The organism is Pseudomonas sp. 43A, assembly GCF_013363935.1.
Classification (GTDB): Bacteria; Pseudomonadota; Gammaproteobacteria; order Pseudomonadales; family Pseudomonadaceae; genus Aquipseudomonas; species Aquipseudomonas crudilactis.
In genome coordinates this window covers 2,150,076-2,170,599 of the sequence record NZ_CP054880.1, presented here as the reverse complement: position 1 = coordinate 2,170,599, position 20,524 = coordinate 2,150,076, and the positions used below count along the sequence as shown (strand labels likewise).

Annotated in this window: 19 protein-coding genes; 2 read left to right on the top strand and 17 right to left on the bottom strand. The window is 60.4% G+C overall.

The genetic code is table 11. The features are described 5' to 3' along the window. Positions 1-11: 11 nt before the first annotated feature. Both HUW52_RS09655 and rluC read right to left on the bottom strand, forming a co-directional pair. Positions 12-674 carry an HAD-IA family hydrolase gene (locus HUW52_RS09655; protein ID WP_016986033.1) on the bottom strand — a complete coding sequence of 221 codons (663 nt, stop codon included), beginning with the start codon at positions 672-674 and terminating at the stop codon, positions 12-14. Further along, on the bottom strand, positions 661-1,620 hold the full coding sequence (gene rluC / locus HUW52_RS09650; RefSeq protein ID WP_175553501.1) for a 23S rRNA pseudouridine(955/2504/2580) synthase RluC: 960 nt from the start codon (positions 1,618-1,620) through the stop codon (positions 661-663). Before rluC ends, HUW52_RS09655 begins: the two co-directional genes overlap by 14 nt. 699 nt (positions 1,621-2,319) lie before the next feature. On the opposite strand from rluC, the gene rne reads away from it, so the two are divergent. Then, positions 2,320-5,559, top strand: coding sequence for a ribonuclease E (gene rne / locus HUW52_RS09645; protein ID WP_175553500.1), 3,240 nt, complete (start codon positions 2,320-2,322; stop codon positions 5,557-5,559). A gap of 285 nt (positions 5,560-5,844) precedes the next feature. Here the strand turns inward: rne and HUW52_RS09640 are convergent, their stop codons facing one another. From HUW52_RS09640 to HUW52_RS09585, 12 genes are all read right to left on the bottom strand, one after another. Next, positions 5,845-6,441 (bottom strand): nucleotidyltransferase family protein, encoded by a 597-nt coding sequence (locus tag HUW52_RS09640; protein WP_175553499.1) that lies wholly within the window; start codon positions 6,439-6,441, stop codon positions 5,845-5,847. Continuing rightward, positions 6,438-7,418: an XdhC family protein gene (locus HUW52_RS09635; RefSeq protein ID WP_175553498.1), complete on the bottom strand. Its 981-nt coding sequence runs from the start codon at positions 7,416-7,418 to the stop codon at positions 6,438-6,440. The genes HUW52_RS09640 and HUW52_RS09635 overlap by 4 nt, the downstream gene beginning before the upstream one ends. After that, positions 7,418-9,739: a xanthine dehydrogenase family protein molybdopterin-binding subunit gene (locus HUW52_RS09630; protein ID WP_175553497.1), complete on the bottom strand. Its 2,322-nt coding sequence runs from the start codon at positions 9,737-9,739 to the stop codon at positions 7,418-7,420. Before HUW52_RS09630 ends, HUW52_RS09635 begins: the two co-directional genes overlap by 1 nt. Further along, a complete protein-coding gene (locus tag HUW52_RS09625) occupies positions 9,736-10,206 on the bottom strand; it encodes a (2Fe-2S)-binding protein (protein ID WP_175553496.1) in 471 nt (156 codons plus the stop codon). The genes HUW52_RS09630 and HUW52_RS09625 overlap by 4 nt, the downstream gene beginning before the upstream one ends. A gap of 245 nt (positions 10,207-10,451) precedes the next feature. Then, positions 10,452-11,471 (bottom strand): UDP-N-acetylmuramate dehydrogenase, encoded by a 1,020-nt coding sequence (gene murB, locus HUW52_RS09620; protein WP_016986040.1) that lies wholly within the window; start codon positions 11,469-11,471, stop codon positions 10,452-10,454. Then, positions 11,468-11,932, bottom strand: a complete 465-nt coding sequence (locus tag HUW52_RS09615; protein WP_016986041.1) for a low molecular weight protein-tyrosine-phosphatase — start codon at positions 11,930-11,932, stop codon at positions 11,468-11,470. The genes murB and HUW52_RS09615 overlap by 4 nt, the downstream gene beginning before the upstream one ends. Continuing rightward, on the bottom strand, positions 11,932-12,696 hold the full coding sequence (kdsB, locus tag HUW52_RS09610; protein WP_016986042.1) for a 3-deoxy-manno-octulosonate cytidylyltransferase: 765 nt from the start codon (positions 12,694-12,696) through the stop codon (positions 11,932-11,934). The genes HUW52_RS09615 and kdsB overlap by 1 nt, the downstream gene beginning before the upstream one ends. Continuing rightward, positions 12,693-12,878 (bottom strand): Trm112 family protein, encoded by a 186-nt coding sequence (locus tag HUW52_RS09605; RefSeq protein ID WP_175553495.1) that lies wholly within the window; start codon positions 12,876-12,878, stop codon positions 12,693-12,695. Before HUW52_RS09605 ends, kdsB begins: the two co-directional genes overlap by 4 nt. A 21-nt stretch (positions 12,879-12,899) precedes the next feature. Further along, entirely contained in the window at positions 12,900-13,910 is a 1,011-nt protein-coding gene (gene lpxK / locus HUW52_RS09600) for a tetraacyldisaccharide 4'-kinase (protein WP_175553494.1), read from the bottom strand. Further along, positions 13,910-14,338: a biopolymer transporter ExbD gene (locus HUW52_RS09595; RefSeq protein WP_007908223.1), complete on the bottom strand. Its 429-nt coding sequence runs from the start codon at positions 14,336-14,338 to the stop codon at positions 13,910-13,912. The genes lpxK and HUW52_RS09595 overlap by 1 nt, the downstream gene beginning before the upstream one ends. Continuing rightward, a complete protein-coding gene (locus tag HUW52_RS09590) occupies positions 14,335-14,970 on the bottom strand; it encodes a MotA/TolQ/ExbB proton channel family protein (protein ID WP_007908216.1) in 636 nt (211 codons plus the stop codon). The genes HUW52_RS09595 and HUW52_RS09590 overlap by 4 nt, the downstream gene beginning before the upstream one ends. Positions 14,971-15,071: 101 nt before the next feature. Continuing rightward, positions 15,072-17,306: a DNA internalization-related competence protein ComEC/Rec2 gene (locus tag HUW52_RS09585; protein ID WP_175553493.1), complete on the bottom strand. Its 2,235-nt coding sequence runs from the start codon at positions 17,304-17,306 to the stop codon at positions 15,072-15,074. Positions 17,307-17,442: 136 nt separating this feature from the next. Between HUW52_RS09585 and HUW52_RS09580 the strand changes: the two genes are divergently transcribed. Further along, a complete protein-coding gene (locus HUW52_RS09580; protein WP_175553492.1) occupies positions 17,443-17,961 on the top strand; it encodes a DUF2062 domain-containing protein in 519 nt (172 codons plus the stop codon). 91 nt (positions 17,962-18,052) lie between these two features. Here the strand turns inward: HUW52_RS09580 and HUW52_RS09575 are convergent, their stop codons facing one another. From HUW52_RS09575 to HUW52_RS09565, 3 genes are all read right to left on the bottom strand, one after another. Then, positions 18,053-18,832, bottom strand: a complete 780-nt coding sequence (locus HUW52_RS09575; protein WP_008087860.1) for an ABC transporter permease — start codon at positions 18,830-18,832, stop codon at positions 18,053-18,055. Further along, complete coding sequence (locus HUW52_RS09570) at positions 18,829-19,761, bottom strand: ABC transporter ATP-binding protein (RefSeq protein WP_016986045.1); 933 nt, start codon at positions 19,759-19,761, stop codon at positions 18,829-18,831. Before HUW52_RS09570 ends, HUW52_RS09575 begins: the two co-directional genes overlap by 4 nt. Positions 19,762-19,884: 123 nt before the next feature. After that, positions 19,885-20,508: a glutathione S-transferase family protein gene (locus HUW52_RS09565; RefSeq protein WP_016986046.1), complete on the bottom strand. Its 624-nt coding sequence runs from the start codon at positions 20,506-20,508 to the stop codon at positions 19,885-19,887. Positions 20,509-20,524 lie beyond the last annotated feature (16 nt).

The window sequence follows — 20,524 nt, the reverse complement described above, 5'->3', positions numbered from 1 at the left end:
GCAAAAACGTATTAAGCCTGCTGTCCCAGCCAGGCATGCAATTCGCAAAAACGGTCGATCGACAGGCGCGGCTCGAACTGCTGCAGCGACTCGATCGATTGCGCGCCATAACTGACCGCCACCGAATCCATCCCCGCATTGCGCGCCATCAGCAGATCAAAGGACGAATCCCCGACCATCAGCGCCTGCTCCGCACGCACACCACAATGCGCAAGGATCTGCTCCAGCATCAGAGGGTGCGGCTTGCTCGCAGTTTCATCGGCAGCACGGGTGATATCGAAATAATCTTCCCAGCCATTGGCCTTGAGCACCCGATCCAGTCCCCGGCGATTCTTGCCGGTGGCAACAGCCAAGTGATAACCCTGCTCGCGAAACGACGCCATCGACTCGACAACACCTTCGAACAACGGCGAAGGCACAGCCTCTGCAGCGATGTAGTGATCGGCGTAATACTCGCGAAACAACGTCATTTCGGCATCGCTGATTTCGGGATACAGCGTACGAATCGCCTCGGGCAAGCCCAGACCGATGATGCCTTTGACGGCAAAATCATCACGCAACTCGAAACCGGAGCGCCCGGATGCCGAGTGCATGGCCTCGACGATCCGGTGAATGGAATCGGCCAGGGTGCCGTCCCAATCGAAAATCAGCAGCTTGTAATCAGATGGGCGCACTCAATCGCTCCACGGTCTTGGCCCACATTTCATCGACAGGCGCCTGCAAGGTCAGCTTGCCACCATCGGGCAGCGGCACGGTCAGCATGTAAGCGTGCAGGAACAGGCGCTTGCCGCCCAGATCGCGGATTTCCCTGGTGAAGTCCTCATCGCCGTACTTGCTGTCGCCAGCAATGCAATGACCAGCATGCAAGGTATGCACGCGAATCTGGTGGGTTCGACCGGTAACCGGTTTAGCCTCGACCATGGTGGCGAAATCACCGAAACGGCGCAGCACCTTGAACATGGTCAGGGCTTCTTTGCCTTCGTCATTGACTTCGACCATGCGCTCGCCGGAACGCAGATTGCTCTTGAGCAATGGCGCACTGACTTTCTTGATCGAGGTCGCCCAGTTGCCGCGAACCAGCGCCATGTAGCGCTTGTCGACGCCATCGCCGCGCAATTGCTCGTGCAAGTGGCGCAACATGCTGCGCTTTTTGGCGATCATCAGCAGGCCGGAGGTGTCGCGGTCGAGACGGTGAACCAGCTCCAGCTCTTTGGCATCGGGACGCAACTGACGAAAGGCTTCGATCACGCCGAAATTCAAGCCACTGCCACCGTGAACCGCAATGCCAGCGGGCTTGTTGATCACGATCAGGGCTTTGTCTTCGAAGACAATCGAGGCTTCCAGGCGCTGCAACAAGCCTTGGGCGAGTGGCACCGGCTCATCACGCTCAGGCACGCGAACCGGCGGCACGCGCACGATATCACCGGCCTGCAGCTTGTATTCGGGCTTGATCCGACCTTTGTTCACACGCACTTCGCCTTTGCGCAAAATGCGGTAAATCAAAGTCTTGGGCACGCCTTTGAGCCGGGCGACGAGAAAATTGTCGATTCGTTGGCCGGCATACTCCGGCGAGACTTCAAGCAATTGAACGCCTGGAGTCGAAGGGGCAGTAGTTGTCATGCCGCGGATGATAACAATTTTTATGGAATTGAAGCACTTAATCATTGCTGCTATAGTCGCGAACGCCGCCAAAAGCGGCCTGGACAGCGGAACCACGGTCAAAAACCGGCCCTGACCAACGCAATTCACCAGGACGCGAGGCCGTCCTACGGGGCTTTTGCTACGTAACGGTGGAGTTTTCAGTTGCAACGAGCGCAGGTGACATGAGGCCTGAATTACACCGCCGAGCAGAGTTTTAACTCGCCTGGCAGGCACACATTCAAGGCCAGTTCACAAAGTGCAGTCAGCTGCAGATGACCCCGAGCGAATGCTTCGGAAACAACGCCTGAATTAGCCATGATGCGTGACCTCCCCTTTCGGAGCTCACGGTAAATGCCAACCCGCTGCGGATTCTGCGCGCGGCAGCACCCGAATTATCAGGGATACGTGTAGGGTGGAGATGCACAACCGCTGGACTGTGTAGCAATAGGCTTTATCAAGACGCTTCATCTCGTCCACAGCCGCTGGTTGATTCCTCCTCCTGACTGAGTGCTTAAGTAGCCACAGCAAGCAGGACGCGTACGTCGCTATATCGGCCCAATTGGCCGCATATCGCTGGACACGGGAATGGCCAACCACTCCCGACGCACCTGACACCGACCGTGAGAAGTCGTGTGTGCCGAACGCCGTTTCCGGCAGCCCGGAAACCGACGGTACTACATGAAAAGAATGCTGATTAACGCAACTCAACCCGAAGAGTTGCGTGTTGCACTGGTAGATGGCCAACGCCTCTACGACCTGGACATCGAATCCGGTGCACGCGAGCAGAAGAAGGCCAACATCTATAAAGGCCGCATCACTCGCATCGAACCAAGCCTTGAGGCTGCCTTTGTCGATTTCGGCTCCGAGCGCCACGGCTTCCTGCCCCTCAAAGAAATCTCCCGCGAGTACTTCAAGAAAGCCCCTGAAGGTCGCGTCAACATCAAGGACGTCCTGAGCGAAGGCCAGGAAGTCATCGTTCAGGTCGAAAAAGAAGAACGTGGCAACAAGGGCGCCGCCCTGACCACCTTCATCAGCCTGGCCGGTCGTTACCTCGTGCTGATGCCGAACAACCCGCGTGCCGGCGGTATCTCCCGTCGCATCGAAGGCGAAGAGCGCAACGAACTGCGTGAAGCGCTGAACGGTCTGGTTGCACCGGCCGACATGGGTCTGATCGTGCGCACTGCCGGCCTTGGCCGCAGCAGCGAAGAAATGCAGTGGGACCTCGATTACCTGCTGCAACTGTGGACCGCCATCAAAGAAGCCTCGCTGGATCGTTCCGCGCCATTCCTGATCTACCAGGAAAGCAACGTGATCATCCGCGCCATCCGCGATTACCTGCGCCAGGACATCGGCGAAGTGTTGATCGACAGCGTTGAAGCCCAGGACGAAGCCCTGACCTTCATCCGCCAGGTGATGCCGCAGTACGCCAGCAAGATCAAGCTGTACGAAGACAGCGTGCCGCTGTTCAACCGTTTCCAGATCGAAAGCCAGATCGAGACCGCTTTCCAGCGCGTCGTTGAACTGCCTTCCGGCGGCTCCATCGTTATCGATCCGACCGAAGCTTTGGTGTCCATCGACATCAACTCGGCGCGCGCCACCAAAGGCAGCGACATCGAAGAAACCGCCCTGCAGACCAACCTTGAAGCCGCCGAAGAAATCGCCCGTCAGTTGCGCCTGCGCGACATCGGCGGCCTGATCGTCATCGACTTCATCGACATGACCCCTGCCAAGAACCAGCGCGCCGTGGAAGAGAAAGTCCGCGAATGCCTGGAAGCCGACCGCGCTCGCGTGCAGATCGGCCGCATCTCGCGCTTCGGCCTGCTGGAAATGTCCCGTCAGCGCCTGCGTCCATCGCTGGGCGAAAGCAGCGGCATCGTCTGCCCGCGTTGCAACGGCACCGGCATCATCCGTGACGTTGAATCGCTGTCGCTGGCCATCCTGCGCCTGATCGAAGAAGAAGCCCTGAAAGACCGCACTGCCGAAGTGCGCGCTCAGGTGCCGATCCCGGTCGCTGCGTTCCTGCTCAACGAAAAACGCAACTCGATCACCAAGATCGAACTGCGCACCCGTGCTCGCATCATCATTCTGCCGAACGACCACCTCGAGACCCCGCATTTCGAAGTTCAGCGTCTGCGTGATGACAGCCCGGAAGCCGCGACCAACCAGTCCAGCTACGAAATCGCTGCTGCCGCTGCCGAAGTCGAAGAAGTCCAGCCAGCCGCTGCGACCCGCACCCTGGTTCGCCAGGAAGCCGCAGTCAAGACGGCTCCGGCCCGCGCCAATGCTCCGGTTCCGACCGAAGCCGCCGCCCCTGCCGCTCCAGTACCGGCCCCGGTTGCCGCGCCTGAGCCAAGCCTGTTCAAAGGCCTGGTGAAATCGCTGGTCAGCCTGTTCGCCACCAAAGAAGAGCCAGTAGCTCCGGTTGTAGTTGAAAAACCAGCCAGCGAGCGTCCGGCCCGTAACGAAGAACGTCGCAACGGTCGCCAGCAGAGCCGCAACCGTAACGGTCGCCGTGATGAAGAGCGCAAGCCGCGCGAAGAACGTGCACCGCGTGAAGAGCGCGCCCCACGTGAGCCGCGCGAAGAGCGTCAGCCACGCGAAGCCCGTGAAGTGCGTGAGCCGCGTGAAGCCCGTACCGAAGCTGCTCCGGCCGCTCGTGAAGAGCGCGCGCCACGAGCTCCGCGTGAAGAACGTGCACCACGTGCTCCGCGTGAAGATCGCAAGCCACGTGGCGAGCGTGAAGAGCGTGTACGTGAACTGCGCGAGCCACTGGACGCCGTTCCAGCCGCTGCAGCTGCCGTAGCCGTCACTGCTGAAGAGCGCCCGGCCCGTCAGCCACGTGAAGAACGCGCACCGCGTCCGCCGCGTGAAGAGCGTCAGCCACGCGCCGAACAGGCCGCTGCTGCCGTCGCCGAAGAAGAAGTGAACAGCAACGAAGAGCAACTGCCGGAAGACGGTTCGGAGAACGCCGAAGGCGATCGTCCACGTCGTCGTTCGCGCGGTCAGCGTCGTCGCAGCAACCGTCGTGAGCGTCAGCGTGATGCCAACGGCAACGTGATCGAAGGTTCGGAAGAATCCGAAGCCGGCGAAAACACTGAAGAGCCAAGCACTGCCGAACTGGCTGCTGGCCTGGCGGTGACTGCTGCTGTTGCCAGCAGCGTGATCAGCGCTCCGGCCGAAGCACAAGCCCACGAGCAAGCCGAACGCGCCACCGCCACTGTGCAGGAAACTGCTGCAGTGGAAGCGCCGGTTGTTGAAGCAACTACGCCAGTAGAAGTGGTTGCTGCTCCGGAAGTCGAAGTAGCACCGGTGCAGGAAACTCTGCCTCAAGTCGAGCCAGCGCCAGTTGTGTTCGCTGAGCCAGTGGTTGAAACCGTCGCTGAAACCGTGACCGAAACCGTGCGTGAAGTTCGTGAAGAACAAACCGCCTTCAACTGGGTTGCCGAACCAGCTGTTGCTGAAACACCAGCGCCAGTGGTTGAAGCACCGGTTGTTCAAGCGACAGTGTTCGAAGCGCCTGCGGTTGAAGCTCCTGTGTTTGAAGAGACCAAAGTTGCCGAGCCAGTGGTTGTTACTGAACCAGCACCGGTTGTCGAAGCACCTGTCGTTGCCGAAGCTCCAGCTCCAGTGGTTGAAGCACCGGCTCCGGTCAGCGCTCTGACGCCAAGCGGCCGCGCGCCAAACGACCCACGTGAAGTACGTCGTCGCAAGCGTGAAGAAGAGCGTCTGCAGAAGGAAGCCGAACTGGCTGCCGCTGCTGCTCCTGTTGCTGAAGTGGTCGAGGCAGCGCCTGCCCCGGTCGCTGAAGAAGCGGTAGTTGAAGCGGTGATTGCTGAAGCACCACGCTCCGTTCAGGACGCGGTCGAGCAACACCAAGAGGCCGAGGAAAAAGAACACGAGCCTAAACCTCTCGTGTAATTTCCAAAGCCGTTAAAAAGCCCCGCCTGATTATTCAGGCGGGGCTTTTTTATGCCTCGATTTTTTGTGGTGGACTCCAGATCCAACCCCCTCACCCCAGCCCTCCCGAAACGTCGGACCGCCCCCGAGGGGGCGAGGGGGAAAGGGAGCCGATTTGCGCGGTTTTCAGATCTTGAGTTCAACTGGATATTTCAGGTCGATGTACCTCGAAAGAACTCCTGGATCAGTCCCCTCTCCCTCTGGGAGAGGGCTAGGGTGAGGGGCTCTTAGGAATTTACGCAGCTCTCAAGACGAAGCAAAAACCAAAGCCTCAGGCACATCGATATCCCACAGAATGCCCGGATCATCGACAGCAACCTCCACCACCCTGCCCTGCCTGAACAACGGCCGAGCCCCGCGATCGCCACTCAAAGCCTGCAACCCCGCACCAAACGAACGCCCAAACCCCACCGGATGGCCAAACTCGCCACCCTGCACAGGCACGCTCACCGCATCGTCGGCAATCGCCGCAACGACTCGTTCGATACTCGACGGCAAGATAAACGGCATATCCCCCAGTACAATCAACCAGCCACCGGCATCCGGGCAAGCCGCGACGCCAGCGGCAATGCTGTCCCCCATCCCGCTCGATTCAATCGAGACCACGTCACAGCCATAAGCCTGCGCCATGCGCATCGCCTGTGGCCGCGCCTCGGTCGTCACCAGCACACGCTTGTCCAGACTGACCGGCAGATTCAACAGCACCTGCTCAATCACCGAACGCACCGCGCCATCACGCCCGGTGCAGTCCGCCAGCAACTTGTCCTTATCGGCGCCGGCCACCTGGCGAAAGCGACTGCCCTCGCCCGCTGCCAGCACAATCACTGCAATGGATCGACTCATGCGTCCTCCAAAGTTTTCTTCTGCTTCAATTCGACGCCGTTCTTGATCGCGACGATTTCCGCCAGCAAGGACAAGGCAATTTCCGCCGGCGAATGACTACCGATGTGCAGACCGATCGGGCCGTGCAAACGATCAATAGCCGCTGCTGACAAGCCTAGCTGAGCCAGATTCTCCCGGCGCTTCTGGCTGTTGACGCGCGAACCGAGCGCGCCAACATAGAAGGCTGGCGAATCCAGCGCGGTGAGCAGCGCCATGTCATCCAGACGCGGATCGTGAGTCAACGCGACAATCGCCGTGCGCTCATCGGTCTTAATGCTCAACACCGCGTCATCCGGCATGCCCGGAACGAAGCGACCATGGTGCTCCTCCCAACCGTAGACGAACTCGGTGCGCGGATCGCAGATCAGCACCTCAAAATCCAGCAACCGCGCCATATCCGCCACGTAACGCGACAACTGCCCGGCGCCGATCAACAATAAACGCCAGCGCGGACCGTAGATCGCTCGCAGGGTTTTGCCGTCGAATTCCAGCGAGTCGGACTTGCCGGCCGGCGACAGAAGCACTTCACCGGTTTCGATGTTCAACTCGCGAGCGACAATCTCGTGAGATTCGCAACGGCTCAGTAATTCGGCAACCCAGCCAGGATGACCGACGCGCTCTTCGGTCAGGCGCAACGTGCCGCCACACGGTAAACCAAAGCGCGCCGCCTCCTCTCGCGTGACGCCATAGGTGATCAACTGCACCGGCGGCCCGGCGCTGGCGATCCGCCCGTCGTGCAAACGGGCAATCAAGTCATCCTCGACGCACCCGCCCGACACCGAACCGATCACCACGCCATCCTCACGCAACGCCAACATGGCGCCCGGAGCCCGGGGCGCAGTGCCCCAGGTCTGCACCACGCTGAACAGCACCACCCGCTGTCCGGCGCGGCGCCACTCGAGGACGCTGCGCAGGACATTGAGGTCGACGCTGTCCATTACGCCTCTGCCTTCTGCCAGCCCTGCAACTGATAACGTACCGGCAGATTGCGGATGCGCTTGCCGGTGGCGGCGAAGATCGCGTTACACAAGGCCGGAGCAATCGGTGGCACGCCCGGCTCGCCGACACCGCCCAACGGCACGTCGCCCGGCGGCGTCACCAGATGCACGGCGACTTCCTTCGGCGCCAGCGACATGCGCGCCACTTCATACATATGGAAGTTGTCCTGCTGGACCTTGCCGTCCTTGAAGCTGATTTCGCCCAGCACCGCGTTGCCCAGGCCCATCACGCAAGCGCCTTCGAACTGCGAGCGAATACGTTCAGGGTTGATCTGCGGCCCGCAATCCACGGCGATATCGGCCTTGTGCACGATCAGCGTGCCGTCGTCCTTGACCTCGACTTCGATCACCGCTGCCACATAGGTGACGAAGCTGTAATGCACAGCCAGCCCCAGACCACGGCCCTTGGGCAGTTTGCGCCCCCAACCGGCAGCCTTCGCGGCAGTTTCCAGCACGGTGCGCATGCGTCCGGTGTCGATCGGATAACGCTCGGGAGACTCGCCGTAGTTCCACTCTTCGCTCAGCGTGCGCGGATCGATCTGCCGATCCGGACCGAGCAGTTTGACCTGGTACTTGAGCGGATCCTCGCCAGCCTTGTGCGCCAGTTCATCGACAAAGCTCTGAATCGCGAAACCATGGGGAATGTTCGACACCGAGCGATACCAGCCGACCCGCGTGTGTACCGTCGCTTCGGGGTTTTCCAGACGCACATTGGGAATCGCGTAAGCCATGTTGGTGAAGCCCATGCCCAATTCGAACGCCGCTTCATGATTCATGCCCGGCGCGAACAACGCGGTGATGCTCGGCGCCACGGTGCGATGCAACCAGCCCGACGGCATGCCGTCCTTGCCCACGCCAGCTTTCAGATACTCGGCGGACACGGTGTGGAAATATGAGTTGTGGATGTCATCTTCACGCATCCACTGCACCCGCACGGCTTTGCCGGGGAACTCTTTGGCGAGGATCGCCGCTTCGACGACGAAATCCGGCTTGGATTTGCGCCCGAAACCACCGCCGAGCAGCGTGACATTGAAGGTGACATTGTCGAACGGCAGCCCAAGACGCTCGGCAATGCGTTCGCGGGTGACTTGGGGTGCCTGACTCGGCGCCCACGCTTCGCAAACGCCGTCCGTGTAGCGAGCGATGGCGACCATTGGCTCCATCGGCGCCTGCGCCAGATGCGGTAAATAGTAGGACGCCTCGAGGGTACTGGCAGCGCCGCTCAGAGCCTTGTCGATATCGCCGGTGTTGCGCACCACTTTGCCGGGCTTGAGCGAAGCGGCTTCCAGCTCCTTGCGATAGGCAATCGAGTCGTAACTGGCGTTCGGGCCGTCGTCCCACTCGATTTTCAGCGCTTCGCGGCCCTTGATCGCGGCCCAGGTATTGCTCGCCACCACGGCCACACCGCCTAACGGCTGAAACTCCGAAGGCAGCGGACGACTTTCGATCTGCATTATTTTGAGCACGCCGGGGACTTTCAGCGCGGCGCTGTCATCCAGCGATTTGACCTTGCCGCCGTACACCGCCGGACGGGCGATGGTGGCGTACAACATGCCATCGAAAAGCACGTCTGCGCCGTATACCGCGCGACCGTTGACGATGTCGTCGCCATCGATGGCTTTGGTGCCTTCCTTGCCGATGTAGCGAAACTCCGACGGCTGCTTAAGACGCAAGCTGTCCCGTGCCGGTACTGCCAACGCACTTGCTGCGGCGGCTAGCTCGCCATAGCCCAGCTCACGGCCAGACGGTTTGTGAATGACTTTGTGCAACTGCGCGTGGCATTCGCCGACCGGCACTTTCCACTGCGCAGCGGCGGCCTGTTCAAGCATCGTACGGGCTGCCGCGCCACAACGCCGCATCGGCTCATACCAATGGCGCATGCTGCGCGAACCGTCGGTGTCCTGGTTGCCGAAACGCACTTCATCACCCGGCGCCTGCTGCACTTTGACGTGCGCCCAATCGGCCTCCAGCTCATCAGCGACAACCATGGTCAGACTGGTGCGCACGCCCTGGCCCATTTCCGAACGGTTGCACACAACGGTGACGGTGCCGTCGGCGGCGATGCTGACGTAGACCTTCGGATCATCAATCCAGCCGTTGGGCATGCCATCGGCACCGAACTGTTTCGGTTTGTCTTCGGCCAACGCATCCTGCCAGCCCCAACTCGCCGCCAGTACCAGTGCACCGGTGGCGCCGACGCCTTTGAGAAAACCACGACGGCTGAGATTGCTCAGGGCGAAATCATTCGGAAGACGGCTCATGCTTTCGCCTCCTTCAAATGCGTGGACGCCTGACGAATAGCGGTTTTGATCCGGTTGTAGGTGCCGCAGCGGCAAATATTGCCAACCATGGCCTCTTCGATCTGCTCGTCGCTCGGGTTCGGGTTGGTCTTTAGCAACGCGGTGGCCGACATGATCTGCCCGCCCTGACAGAAACCGCACTGCGCGACCGCGCTGTCGAGCCAGGCTTGCTGGACGATCTGCCCGACCGGGTCAGCATGAAGATTATCGATGGTAGTAACGTTCTGGCCGATCACCGAACCAATCGGCGTGATGCAACTGCGCGCCGGCAAGCCATCGATATGAATGGTGCAGGCGCCGCACAGGCCCATACCGCAACCGAACTTGGTGCCGTTGTAACCGGCGACATCACGAATCGCCCACAACAGCGGCATGTCTTCAGTGACATCGAGGGGATGGTCTTGACCGTTGAGTTTCAGGGTAATCATGGGCACGCCCGCATATTTTTAGTGGTTATGGGGTCGAGCAATCTGCCGCCGTTGAATCGGCGGTGGTTCACGCAGATCGACTCAGGCTAATCAGGCTCTCTTGTGCCGACGGGAACGTCTGCACCGGGCCTTTGGTGGAGCAAATGACGGTTATCGTTAGCTCGCTAAGTTAACCCAGCGTTAACAAAAAAGCCCTGCACTTTTTAATCAGTGCAGGGCTTTGGATGTGCTTTGAAAGCGTAGCCTCAATAGCGGTTAGGCTCCATCTCCAGCTCGACATTGAAACGTTCGGCAATGTCTTTCTGGATGCGTTGCGCCAGATCGAGCAGTTGCAGGCCGGTCGCCGTGCCGTAGTTGACCAATACCAGCGCCTGCAATTTATGTACGCCGGCATCGGCCTCACGGAAACCTTTCCAACCGGCACGCTCGATCAGCCAACCCGCCGCCAGTTTCATCTGCCCGTCCGGTTGCGCATAGGCCACCACATCCGGATGCTGTTCTTTGATCTGCGCGACGATGGCCGCCGACACCAGCGGATTCTTGAAGAAGCTGCCGGCATTGCCAAGCACCGCAGGGTCCGGCAGTTTTTCACTGCGGATGCTGCAAATCGCACGACTGACATCGGTCGGCGTAGGCTGCTCGATCCCCTGCTCACTCAGGCGCTGGCGCACCGGGCCGTATTCCAGATGCAGATGCGCGACGCGATCGAGCGTGAAACGCACACGTAGAATCAGCCAGCGCCCAGGCTGCTGCTTGAACAGGCTGTCGCGGTAGGCGAAGTTGCATTCTTCGAGGGTGAAATCGTGCAGCTCGCCGGTCTGACGATCCAGCGCGGTGAGGCCAGCGAAGACATCCTTGATCTCGACGCCGTAAGCGCCAATGTTCTGCATCGGCGCAGCGCCGACAGTGCCGGGGATCAGGCTGAGGTTTTCCAGTCCGGAAAAGCCCTGCGCCAGGGTGTATTGCACAAAGGGGTGCCACGGCTCGCCGGCCTCAGCTTCGATCACCACGCGGCTGCCGCCATCGCTGATCACACGAATCCCGCGCGTCGCCATGCGCAAGACCAGCGCCGGGATATCCGCAGTCAGCAGCAAGTTGCTGCCCCCGCCGATCACCAGCAACGGCACGTCGTGAGCCGTGGCATACGCCAGTGCTTCACGGACATCGGCATCGCTGTGAGCTTCGGCGAACAGTTGCGCGCGGACATCGACGCCAAAACTGTTGAACGGTTTCAGGGAAACCTGCGGTTGCACCTGCAAACTCATAGCCGGCCCTTCACTTCGATCAACAATTGGTCACAGGCCGCTTCAATCAGATCCAGTACCTGCTCGAAACCCTGATCGCCGTCGTAATAAGGATCCGGCACTTCATCGACAACACCGGCGTAGCGACGCAGAAACAGGTCCAGCTCGGCTTTGCCGGTGGACGGCTGCAATGCCTTGAGGTTACGCAGGTTGCTGTTGTCCATCGCCAAAATCAAGTCGTAACTGGCGAAGTCGGCCCGGCTGACCTGTTGCGCGCGTTGCGCCGACAGGTCATAACCACGCACTTTGGCGGCAGCTTGGCTGCGCTTGTCCGGCGGATTGCCGACGTGCCAGTCACCGGTGCCGGCGGAAGCCACTTCGACTTGATCCGCCAGCCCCGCTTCACGCAGTTTGTGCCGCAACACGCCTTCGGCCGTGGGCGAGCGGCAAATGTTGCCCAGGCATACAAACAGAACGCGCATCAGGCCCCCAGCAGGCGACGAACGCGCTCGAGATCTTCAACCGTGTCGACGCCGGTTGGCGGTGCGATCAGCGCGTCGGCAACGTGAATGCGCACGCCATGCCACAGGGCACGCAGTTGCTCGAGGGATTCAGTGTTTTCCAGCCAGCACGGGCCCCAACTGACGAAGTCCTGAAGGAAACCGGCGCGGTAGGCATAGATGCCGATATGGCGACGGTATGGCACGCCCTCCGGCAATTGCTCGCGGCTCTTGGCGAACGCGTCGCGTGCCCACGGCAGGGTCGCGCGGCTGAAAGTCAGCGCCAGACCGTTGAGGTCGCTGACGACCTTGACCACGTTCGGATTGAACAGGGTTTCCACGTCCTCGATCGGCTCGGCCAGCGTGGCCATGCGCGCTTGAGTGTGAGCGGCCAGATTGGCGGCAACCTGATCGATCACGCTCGGCGGAATCAGCGGCTCGTCACCCTGCACGTTGACCACGATCGCGTCAGGCTCAAGGCCCAGTTTCGCCGCGACTTCGGCCAGACGATCAGTGCCGGAATTATGGTCTTCACGGGTCAGCACCACTTCGGCGCCAAAGGCCTTGCAAGCCTCGACGATGCGCGCGTCGTCAGTCGCGACCACCACACGAGTGGCGCTGCTTTTGCTCGCCTGCTCCCAGACGTGCTGGATCATCGGCTTGCCGGCAATGTCCAGCAGCGGCTTGCCCGGCAAACGGGTCGAGGCGAAACGCGACGGGATGACAACGGTGAAGGCAGTGGTCATTTATCCAGACGCTCGTCGGTGGTCAGGGGGCGGGCTTCGCTTTCGAGCATCACCGGGATGCCGTCGCGGATCGGGTACGCCAGACCGGCGCCCTTGCTGATCAACTCGGTCTTGTCGGCGCTGAGCTTGAGCGGGCCTTTGCAGATCGGGCACGCGAGGATATCGAGCAATTTGGTGTCCATGAACATTCCCTGAGTAAAGAGTTAAGGCAAAAGCCGATCGGGCAACAGGCGCATCAGATGTGTGTCAAACCAGGCCACGAAGGCCGGCGACGGCACGGCATCGACGGCCAGATACCACCAGTCGGCAGCAGCAAAAGAGCGGCACTTCACCGCGTCTTTTTCGGTCATCACCAACGGCAATGAAGGTGTGAAATTCAAGGCTTGCACGCTGTATTCGGCGTGGTCGGCAAACGCATGCGGGATTGCTCGCCAGTCTAGCGCCTCAATGGTATTGAAGAAACGTTGCGGATTGCCGATTCCGGCGACGGCGTGCACGGCCTGGCCTGCTGGAAAATGATCGAGCGGTTTACGCTCGCCGCTGTGCAGATTGACCAGAGCAGTGGGTTGCAGATGGAAAGCGAAACCGTCGTCGCGATCTTCAGTGGCACCGTTGAACAGCACGCCGTCGACGCTTTGCAGGCGTTCGATCGGCTCGCGTAAAGGCCCGGCGGGCAGGCAGCGCTTATTACCGAGGCCGCGAGCAGCGTCGATCAGCACCAGCTCCAGATCACGCGCCAGACGATAATGCTGCATGCCGTCATCGGAGAGGATCAGATCCAACGGTTCACTGGCGAGCAACGCTTTGACGGCCGCGCTGCGATCGGGATCGATCATCAGCGGCACGCCAGTGCGCTGCACGATCAGCAGCGGTTCGTCACCGGCAATGTCGGCGGTTTGATCGGCCTCAACGCGCCAGGGCAATTGTGGCGGCTTAGCACCGTAACCGCGACTGACCACACCGACGCGCAATCCGCTGCGCCGGCAATGTTCGATCAGCCAGAGAATCATCGGCGTCTTGCCGGTACCGCCGACGGTGATGTTACCCACCACAATCAACGGCACCGGAGGCTGATAGATCTCGCCTTCACCGTCGAGAAAGCGCTGGCGCTTACCCACCACCACGCGGCGATAGAGCATTTCCAGCGGCCGCAGCAGCGTCAGGGCCGGGTGCCCCTGATACCACGCAGCGAGCAAACGATCGGACAGGCTCATCAGGATTTGGGCGCCGCCTCGACCGTGGTCATGCGCAGATGGCTGAAACCGAGCTTGCCGGCCGCGTCCATGGCGGTGATCACTGATTGATGCTGAGTCTTGCCGTCGGCACTGATCGACAACGGCATATTGGTGTCGCCGTTGGATTCTTTCTGCATGGCTTCCATCAAAGTCGCCAGATCATTTTTCGGCAAAATCTTGTTGTTCACCGAAAACACGCCCTCAGCGCTGATGGCCACGTCAATCTGCTTGAGTTGCTGATCTTCTGCCGGCGAGCCACTGACCGCTTCCGGCAAATCGACACGCAACTGGGTTTCACGGGTAAACGTGGTGGTCACGACGAAAAACAGCAGCAGAATGAACACCACGTCGATCAGCGACGCGAGGTTGATATCGATGGTTTCCCGAGGCTTGCGACGGAATTTCACGCGCGGCCCTCGGCCAGATCGACGTCACGGTCGCCCTGCACCACTTCAACCAGTTTGATCGCTTCCTGTTCCATACCCACCACCAGTTCATCGATGCGGCGTTGCAGGAACCGGTGGAAGAACACCGCCGGAATACCGACCATCAGACCCGCAGCTGTGGTGATCAGCGCTTTGGAAATACCACCAGCCAATACCGAAGCGTTGGTGGTCATGCCTGAGCCAGTAAAGGCGCTGAAAATGTCGATCATGCCCAGCACCGTGCCCAGCAGACCGAGCAACGGCGACATGGCGGCAATGGTGCCCAGCGCATTGACGTAGCGTTCGAGTTCGTGAATGACGCGGGCGGCGGCCTCTTCAATGCACTCTTTCATGATCTCGCGACCATGCTTGGAGTTGGCCAGACCGGCAGCGAGGATTTCCCCCAGAGGCGAATTGGCACGCAATTCCTTGAGTTTTTCTTTATTGAGCTGCTTGTCCTTGATCCAGACCCAGACCTGGCCCAGCAGATGCTCGGGGGTGACGCGACTGGCGCGCAGGGTCCACAGGCGTTCGGCGACGATCGCCATGGCCGCGATGGAGCTCAGAATGATCGGCAACATCATCCAGCCGCCGGATTTGACCAATTCCCACACAGTGACAGTCCCCTCGAAAAAGTGCGCCACTTTACCATACCGATTGACGATTAAGACCCGCCGCCCCGACGACCGTGAGGTGGCATCCATGCTGGCACCGATCAACGGGCGAGCGCAGGCGTATCACGCCAGAAACGCCGCTGTTGACGCATCGTCCACGGCGGTTTGAAGCGGCCCAGTTGCAGATGAATGGCGCCCTGCTCGGCGCTGTCGTAAATGCGCAGGCCCTGTTTCCGATAACGCGCGAGCACGGTTGGGTGGGGATGGCCAAATGAATTGCCATGACCTCGCGAAATCAGCACGGACTCTGGCTTCAAGACGTTAAGCAGCGCCATCGACGATGAACTGCGGCTGCCATGGTGAGGCGCTTGCAGCCAGTGCGTCGGGGCAACCAGCGGACTGTCGAGCAGCGAGCGTTCGGCGTGGGTGTCGATATCGCCGGTCAGCAGCAGGCGCTCGCCATTGGCCTCGATCTGCAATACGCAGGAACGCTGATTGCTGTCGCGGGCATCCGCCCACTGCCAGAGTTGAAAACGCACGCCGTCCCACTGCCATTGCCGGCCGCTTTCGCAGGCTTCGGCGCGCAACTGCGCGGGCAATCCCGCCGGGTCGCCGCTGATCACTTGATCGACGGTCAGACCACGGGTGATCGCCAAAGCGCCGCCAGCGTGATCGGCGTCCGCATGGCTGAGCAGCATCAGATCGAGTTTTTTTACACTCAGTTTGCGCAGCGCGGGCAGCACCACCCGCTCGCCGAGATCAAAGTCGCCAAAGCGCGGCCCGGCGTCATACAGCAGCGTGTGATGACGCGTGCGGATCAGAATGGCCAGGCCTTGGCCGACATCGAGTTGCCAGATGTCGGCCAATCCCGCATCCAGGCGTTCGCGTGGCGGCACAACCAATAGCAACAGCAATGGCCAGCCCAGCGGGCGCATCGGCACACCGCGCGGCAACAGCAACAACACGGCACCGAGGCTGCCGAGCAACCAGACCCAGCCCGGCACGGCGGCGGCTGTCCATGCCGGCCACTGCCCGGCAATCACCGCCAAAGCGCGAAACAGCGCGTCGATCAAACCGCCGGCCAGCCACAAAAGACCTTCCCCGACATGCGGCACCGGTAACATCAGCGTGCCGAGCAGTGCCGGCGGCAACGCCACGAGGCTGACCCAAGGCACCGCCAACAGATTTGCCAATGGCCCGCTAAGGCTGATCGGCAGATTCAGTGCCAGCAACACCGGGCACAGACCGATGGCTATCAACCATTGCGCCCGCGTCCAGGTTTGCCACCAACGCCACCCACCCAAGCGGCCACCAAAGGTAAAAATCAACACTGCTACGGCCGTAAAGGACAACCAGAAGCCGGGGCGCAGGCTGGCCAGGGGATCGAACAAAAGTACCGCATTGAACGCCAGCAACAACGGCCACCACGCACCAAGATGACGAAAGCGCAGGCGCCACAACAGTACCAGCCCGACCATCACGCAGGCGCGCTGTACCGGCACGTCGAAACCGGCAAGGAGGCCATAACCGAGCGCAGCCGCGAATGCCAGGCCGCAGGCCCACGGCAGCCAGGGCCAGCGCAGCGGCCACAGGCCAAAGCGGGCCAATCCGCCGACGAGCATGTACATCACCGCCGCCAGCAAGCCAATGTGCTGACCGGAAATCACCAGCAAGTGCACGGTGCCGGTATCCTGCAAAATCTGCCAGTCCTCACGACTGAGTCCCGAGCCATCGCCCAGCACCAGCGCCGCCAATGCCCCGCCCCGCCCCTGTGCGTCCACCTCGAGCAAACGCTGCCGAATACTGTCGCGCCAGGCCCAGCGTGCCTCGCTCAGGCGTTGGCCGTCCTTGATCGTGCCAGTCGCACCGATGCGTTGCGCCAGTAACCACGCCTCGTAATCGAAAGCGTCCGGATTGAGCAAACCACCCGCACGCTTGAGCTTGACCGCCAGACGCCAGCGCTCGCCGCTGTTGACCGGCGGCCCGGCGTACCAGGCAAGGCGCATCAGCGGCGGCAGTTTTTCGTGACGGGAGAGCGCATCAGCCAATTCGAAACGCACCACGCCGTCGCTGTTCTGCGGCAACCCGACCACCCGCCCTTCAACCCACCGGGTTTCGCCATCCAGCTCGGCCGGCAAACGATCATTCAACGCCCACTGCGCACCGACACTGGCCCACGTGAAGCCAAACAGCAGAAACGCCAACGGATAGCTGCGAAACGGCAGCAACATCAAAGCCACGACCGGCAATAACAGCAGCAACCAGACCGGCGGTAATGCCGACATAAAAACCGGGGCCAGCAGACCGACTGCCAGCGCCATCATCCCTGTGCGCATAAGCCCGTCCTTGAGAGTCCCGCACTTAGGCATAGCGGGTGTCGGGCACGGGCGTCGTCAACAATTGTCACAAAGTCTGAATGGGCGCTACGTAGAATCCAGACATACTTGCCGCCTTAACCGACCGAGAAGCCTTATGCCCCGGCGCTTATTCAAACGTTACATGCCCGACCCGACGAGCATCAGGGAACACAAATCCTTACGCTTTCTCGGCAAGTTGCTGCATGACCCGAACCTCTGGCACCTCAATCGCCACTCGGTCGCGCGGGCAATGGCCGTCGGTTTGTTTGCCGCATTCCTGCCGATTCCGGCGCAGATGCTGGTCGCGGCCGCGCTGGCGATCACCGTGCGGGGGAACATGCCGATTGCGGTCAGTCTGGTGTGGCTGACCAATCCGATCACCATGCCGGCGGTGTTCTTCTGCACGTATCAGGCCGGGGCGTTTTTGATGGACGTGCCTGCCCGGCATCTGCCGGACGAGTTGACCTGGGAGTGGATCAGCGGCGAGTTGTCGACGTTGTGGCAGCCGTTTCTGCTCGGCTCGGTGGTGGTGGGACTGGTACTCGGCGCACTCGCCTACTGCATTGTGATGATGTATTGGCGCTGGTGGGTGGCGCGGCAATGGGCGCGGCGCAAGAAAAACAGAATGCGCTGAATGCAAAACGGCCTCCGCAGTGGGAGGCCGTTTTGATTTGTGGCGTTTGCATTCGCGAGCAGGCTCGCGAAGAAGTCGACGCGGTTCTGGATCAGGTACGCATCCCGCGTCCACTCACCAGCAACCGTGCGCAACCGAGATACAGCACCACCGTCGCCACCAGCATAAAGGTGATCGCTATGCCGATCTTGATATCCGACACACCGAGAATGCCGTAGCGGAAGGCGTTGACCATGTGCAGCACCGGGTTGGCCAGCGACACGGTCTGCCAGAACGGCGGCAACAACGTTATCGAGTAGAACACCCCGCCCAGGTACGTCAGCGGCGTCAGCACAAAGGTCGGGATAATCGAAATATCATCGAAGTTGCGCGCAAACACCGCGTTGATAAAGCCCAGCAGCGAGAAGATCGTCGCCGTCAGCACCACCACCAGAATGGTCACACCCAGGTGATGCACCTGCAAATGGGTGAAGAACAGCGACAGGATCGTCACAATCACGCCGACCATCAGACCACGCAACACGCCGCCGATGGTGAAGCCAATCAGAATTGTATGAGGCGAAACCGGCGAGACCATCAATTCCTCGATCGAGCGCTGGAACTTGCTGCCGAAGAAACTCGAGACGACGTTGCCGTAGGAGTTGGTGATCACCGACATCATGATCAGCCCCGGCACGATGTACTCCATGTAAGTGAAGCCACCCATGTCGCCGATTTGCCGGCCGATCAGGTTACCGAAGATCACAAAGTACAGAACCATGGTGATAGCTGGCGGCAGCAGCGTCTGCGGCCAGATCCGCGTGAAGCGTTTGACCTCGCGGTAAACAATGGTTTGCAGGGCGACGAGGTTGGGACGGAATTCGGAACTCATACCGCCACCTTCGACAGATTTTTCTCCACCAGGGACACGAACAGTTCCTCAAGGCGATTGGTTTTGTTACGCAGGCTCAATACTTCGATGTTCTGCTGCGCCAACTGGGTGAACAACGCCGTGATGCCCATGGATTTGTCGACCTGGACTTCCAGGGTATGGCTGTCGATCAACCGGGCCGGATAACCGAGCAGTTGCGGCGCGGCGTGCAAGTCGTGTTTCAGGTCCAGCAAGAAGGTTTCCACGTGCAACTGGCCCAGCAATTGTTTCATGCTGGTGTTCTCGACGATGGTGCCGTGGTCGATGATGCCGATGTTGCGGCACAACTGCTCAGCCTCTTCCAGATAGTGCGTGGTGAGGATGATGGTGATGCCTTTCTGGTTCAGTTCGGTGAGGAACGTCCACATCGAACGGCGCAGTTCGATATCGACGCCTGCGGTCGGCTCATCGAGGATCAGCAGACGCGGTTCGTGCACCAGCGCACGGGCAATCATCAGGCGCCGCTTCATGCCGCCGGACAACGAACGCGACGGCACATCGCGCTTGTCCCACAGGCCGAGCTGGGTCAGATATTGCTCGGCGCGTTCCTTGGCAACTTTCGCCGGAATGCCGTAGTAACCGGCCTGAGTGACGACGATGTCGAAGGTCTTTTCAAACTGATTGAAGTTGAATTCCTGCGGCACCACGCCGATCGAGCGCTTGAGCTGCGCAGGATTCTTGTCCAGGTCGTGACCGAAGATGTTCACCGTGCCGCTGGTCTTGTTGACCAGGGTCGAGAGAATGCCGATGGTCGTGGATTTGCCAGCACCGTTGGGGCCGAGCAAGGCGAAAAAGTCACCTTCGGCGACGTCCAGATCGATACCACTCAAGGCCTGGAACCCGTTGCCGTAGGTTTTGGTTAGCTGCCGGATGGACAGAGCGGAACTCATATCTGATTTACGCACCATTGAAGGAAAAAAGGAGACGGCGGCGAAAGATCGAACCGCAGCGCAAGTGCGCAATGGTGCTTGCCGCCGCCGCACAAGTACAGTCAAGTGTGTCGATAGTAGGTATTAAGTCAACGCGGTCATAACGGCTTTTTTATAAGCCGGACGCTGCTTCAAGCGCTCGTACCAGGCTTGCAGATGCGGCTGCGGGGCGCGTTCGATGGGCATCTCGAACCAGGCATAAATGAAACTGCCCAGTGGAATGTCGCCCATGCCGATTTCTTCACCAGACAGGTAAGGTTGGCTGGCGAGCGCCTGATCGGCCATGTTGAGCAGCTCGTTGCATTCCTTGATCGCGGCGTTGATGGCCGCCCAGTCCTGCTTCTCCGCCGGCGTGCGCAACACACCCCAGAACACCGTGCGGAAAGGGCCGGCAAAACTCGACGTGGTCCAGTCCATCCACTTGTCAGCGATGGCGCGTGCTTGCGGATCCGCCGAATACCAATGGCTGTCGAGGGCATGTCTGGCCAGCAGATAGCGAACGATGGCGTTGGATTCCCAGAGTACAAAACCGTCGTCCTCAATCACCGGCACCCGCCCGTTCGGGTTCATCGCCCGGTACTCGGGTGTGTCGACCACGCCGAATGCGCCACCGGCATCGATCGCCTCGTAGGCCAGGCCGAGCTCTTCAGCAGCCCACAACGGCTTCCTGACATTCGATGAGTTTTTCCGTCCCCAAATCTTCAGCATGACCGCCTCTTTTCAA

Bases quoted from the DNA above. Each gene is read 5' to 3' on its own strand.
- rluC (WP_175553501.1), bottom strand. From the start codon at position 1,620: ATGACAACTACTGCCCCTTCGACTCCAGGCGTTCAATTGCTTGAAGTC.
- rne (WP_175553500.1), top strand. From the start codon at position 2,320: ATGAAAAGAATGCTGATTAACGCAACTCAACCCGAAGAGTTGCGTGTT.
- HUW52_RS09640 (WP_175553499.1), bottom strand. From the start codon at position 6,441: ATGAGTCGATCCATTGCAGTGATTGTGCTGGCAGCGGGCGAGGGCAGT.
- HUW52_RS09635 (WP_175553498.1), bottom strand. From the start codon at position 7,418: ATGGACAGCGTCGACCTCAATGTCCTGCGCAGCGTCCTCGAGTGGCGC.
- HUW52_RS09630 (WP_175553497.1), bottom strand. From the start codon at position 9,739: ATGAGCCGTCTTCCGAATGATTTCGCCCTGAGCAATCTCAGCCGTCGT.
- HUW52_RS09625 (WP_175553496.1), bottom strand. From the start codon at position 10,206: ATGATTACCCTGAAACTCAACGGTCAAGACCATCCCCTCGATGTCACT.
- murB (WP_016986040.1), bottom strand. From the start codon at position 11,471: ATGAGTTTGCAGGTGCAACCGCAGGTTTCCCTGAAACCGTTCAACAGT.
- HUW52_RS09615 (WP_016986041.1), bottom strand. From the start codon at position 11,932: ATGCGCGTTCTGTTTGTATGCCTGGGCAACATTTGCCGCTCGCCCACG.
- kdsB (WP_016986042.1), bottom strand. From the start codon at position 12,696: ATGACCACTGCCTTCACCGTTGTCATCCCGTCGCGTTTCGCCTCGACC.
- HUW52_RS09605 (WP_175553495.1), bottom strand. From the start codon at position 12,878: ATGGACACCAAATTGCTCGATATCCTCGCGTGCCCGATCTGCAAAGGC.
- lpxK (WP_175553494.1), bottom strand. From the start codon at position 13,910: ATGAGCCTGTCCGATCGTTTGCTCGCTGCGTGGTATCAGGGGCACCCG.
- HUW52_RS09585 (WP_175553493.1), bottom strand. From the start codon at position 17,306: ATGCGCACAGGGATGATGGCGCTGGCAGTCGGTCTGCTGGCCCCGGTT.
- HUW52_RS09580 (WP_175553492.1), top strand. From the start codon at position 17,443: ATGCCCCGGCGCTTATTCAAACGTTACATGCCCGACCCGACGAGCATC.
- HUW52_RS09575 (WP_008087860.1), bottom strand. From the start codon at position 18,832: ATGAGTTCCGAATTCCGTCCCAACCTCGTCGCCCTGCAAACCATTGTT.
- HUW52_RS09570 (WP_016986045.1), bottom strand. From the start codon at position 19,761: ATGAGTTCCGCTCTGTCCATCCGGCAGCTAACCAAAACCTACGGCAAC.
- HUW52_RS09565 (WP_016986046.1), bottom strand. From the start codon at position 20,508: ATGCTGAAGATTTGGGGACGGAAAAACTCATCGAATGTCAGGAAGCCG.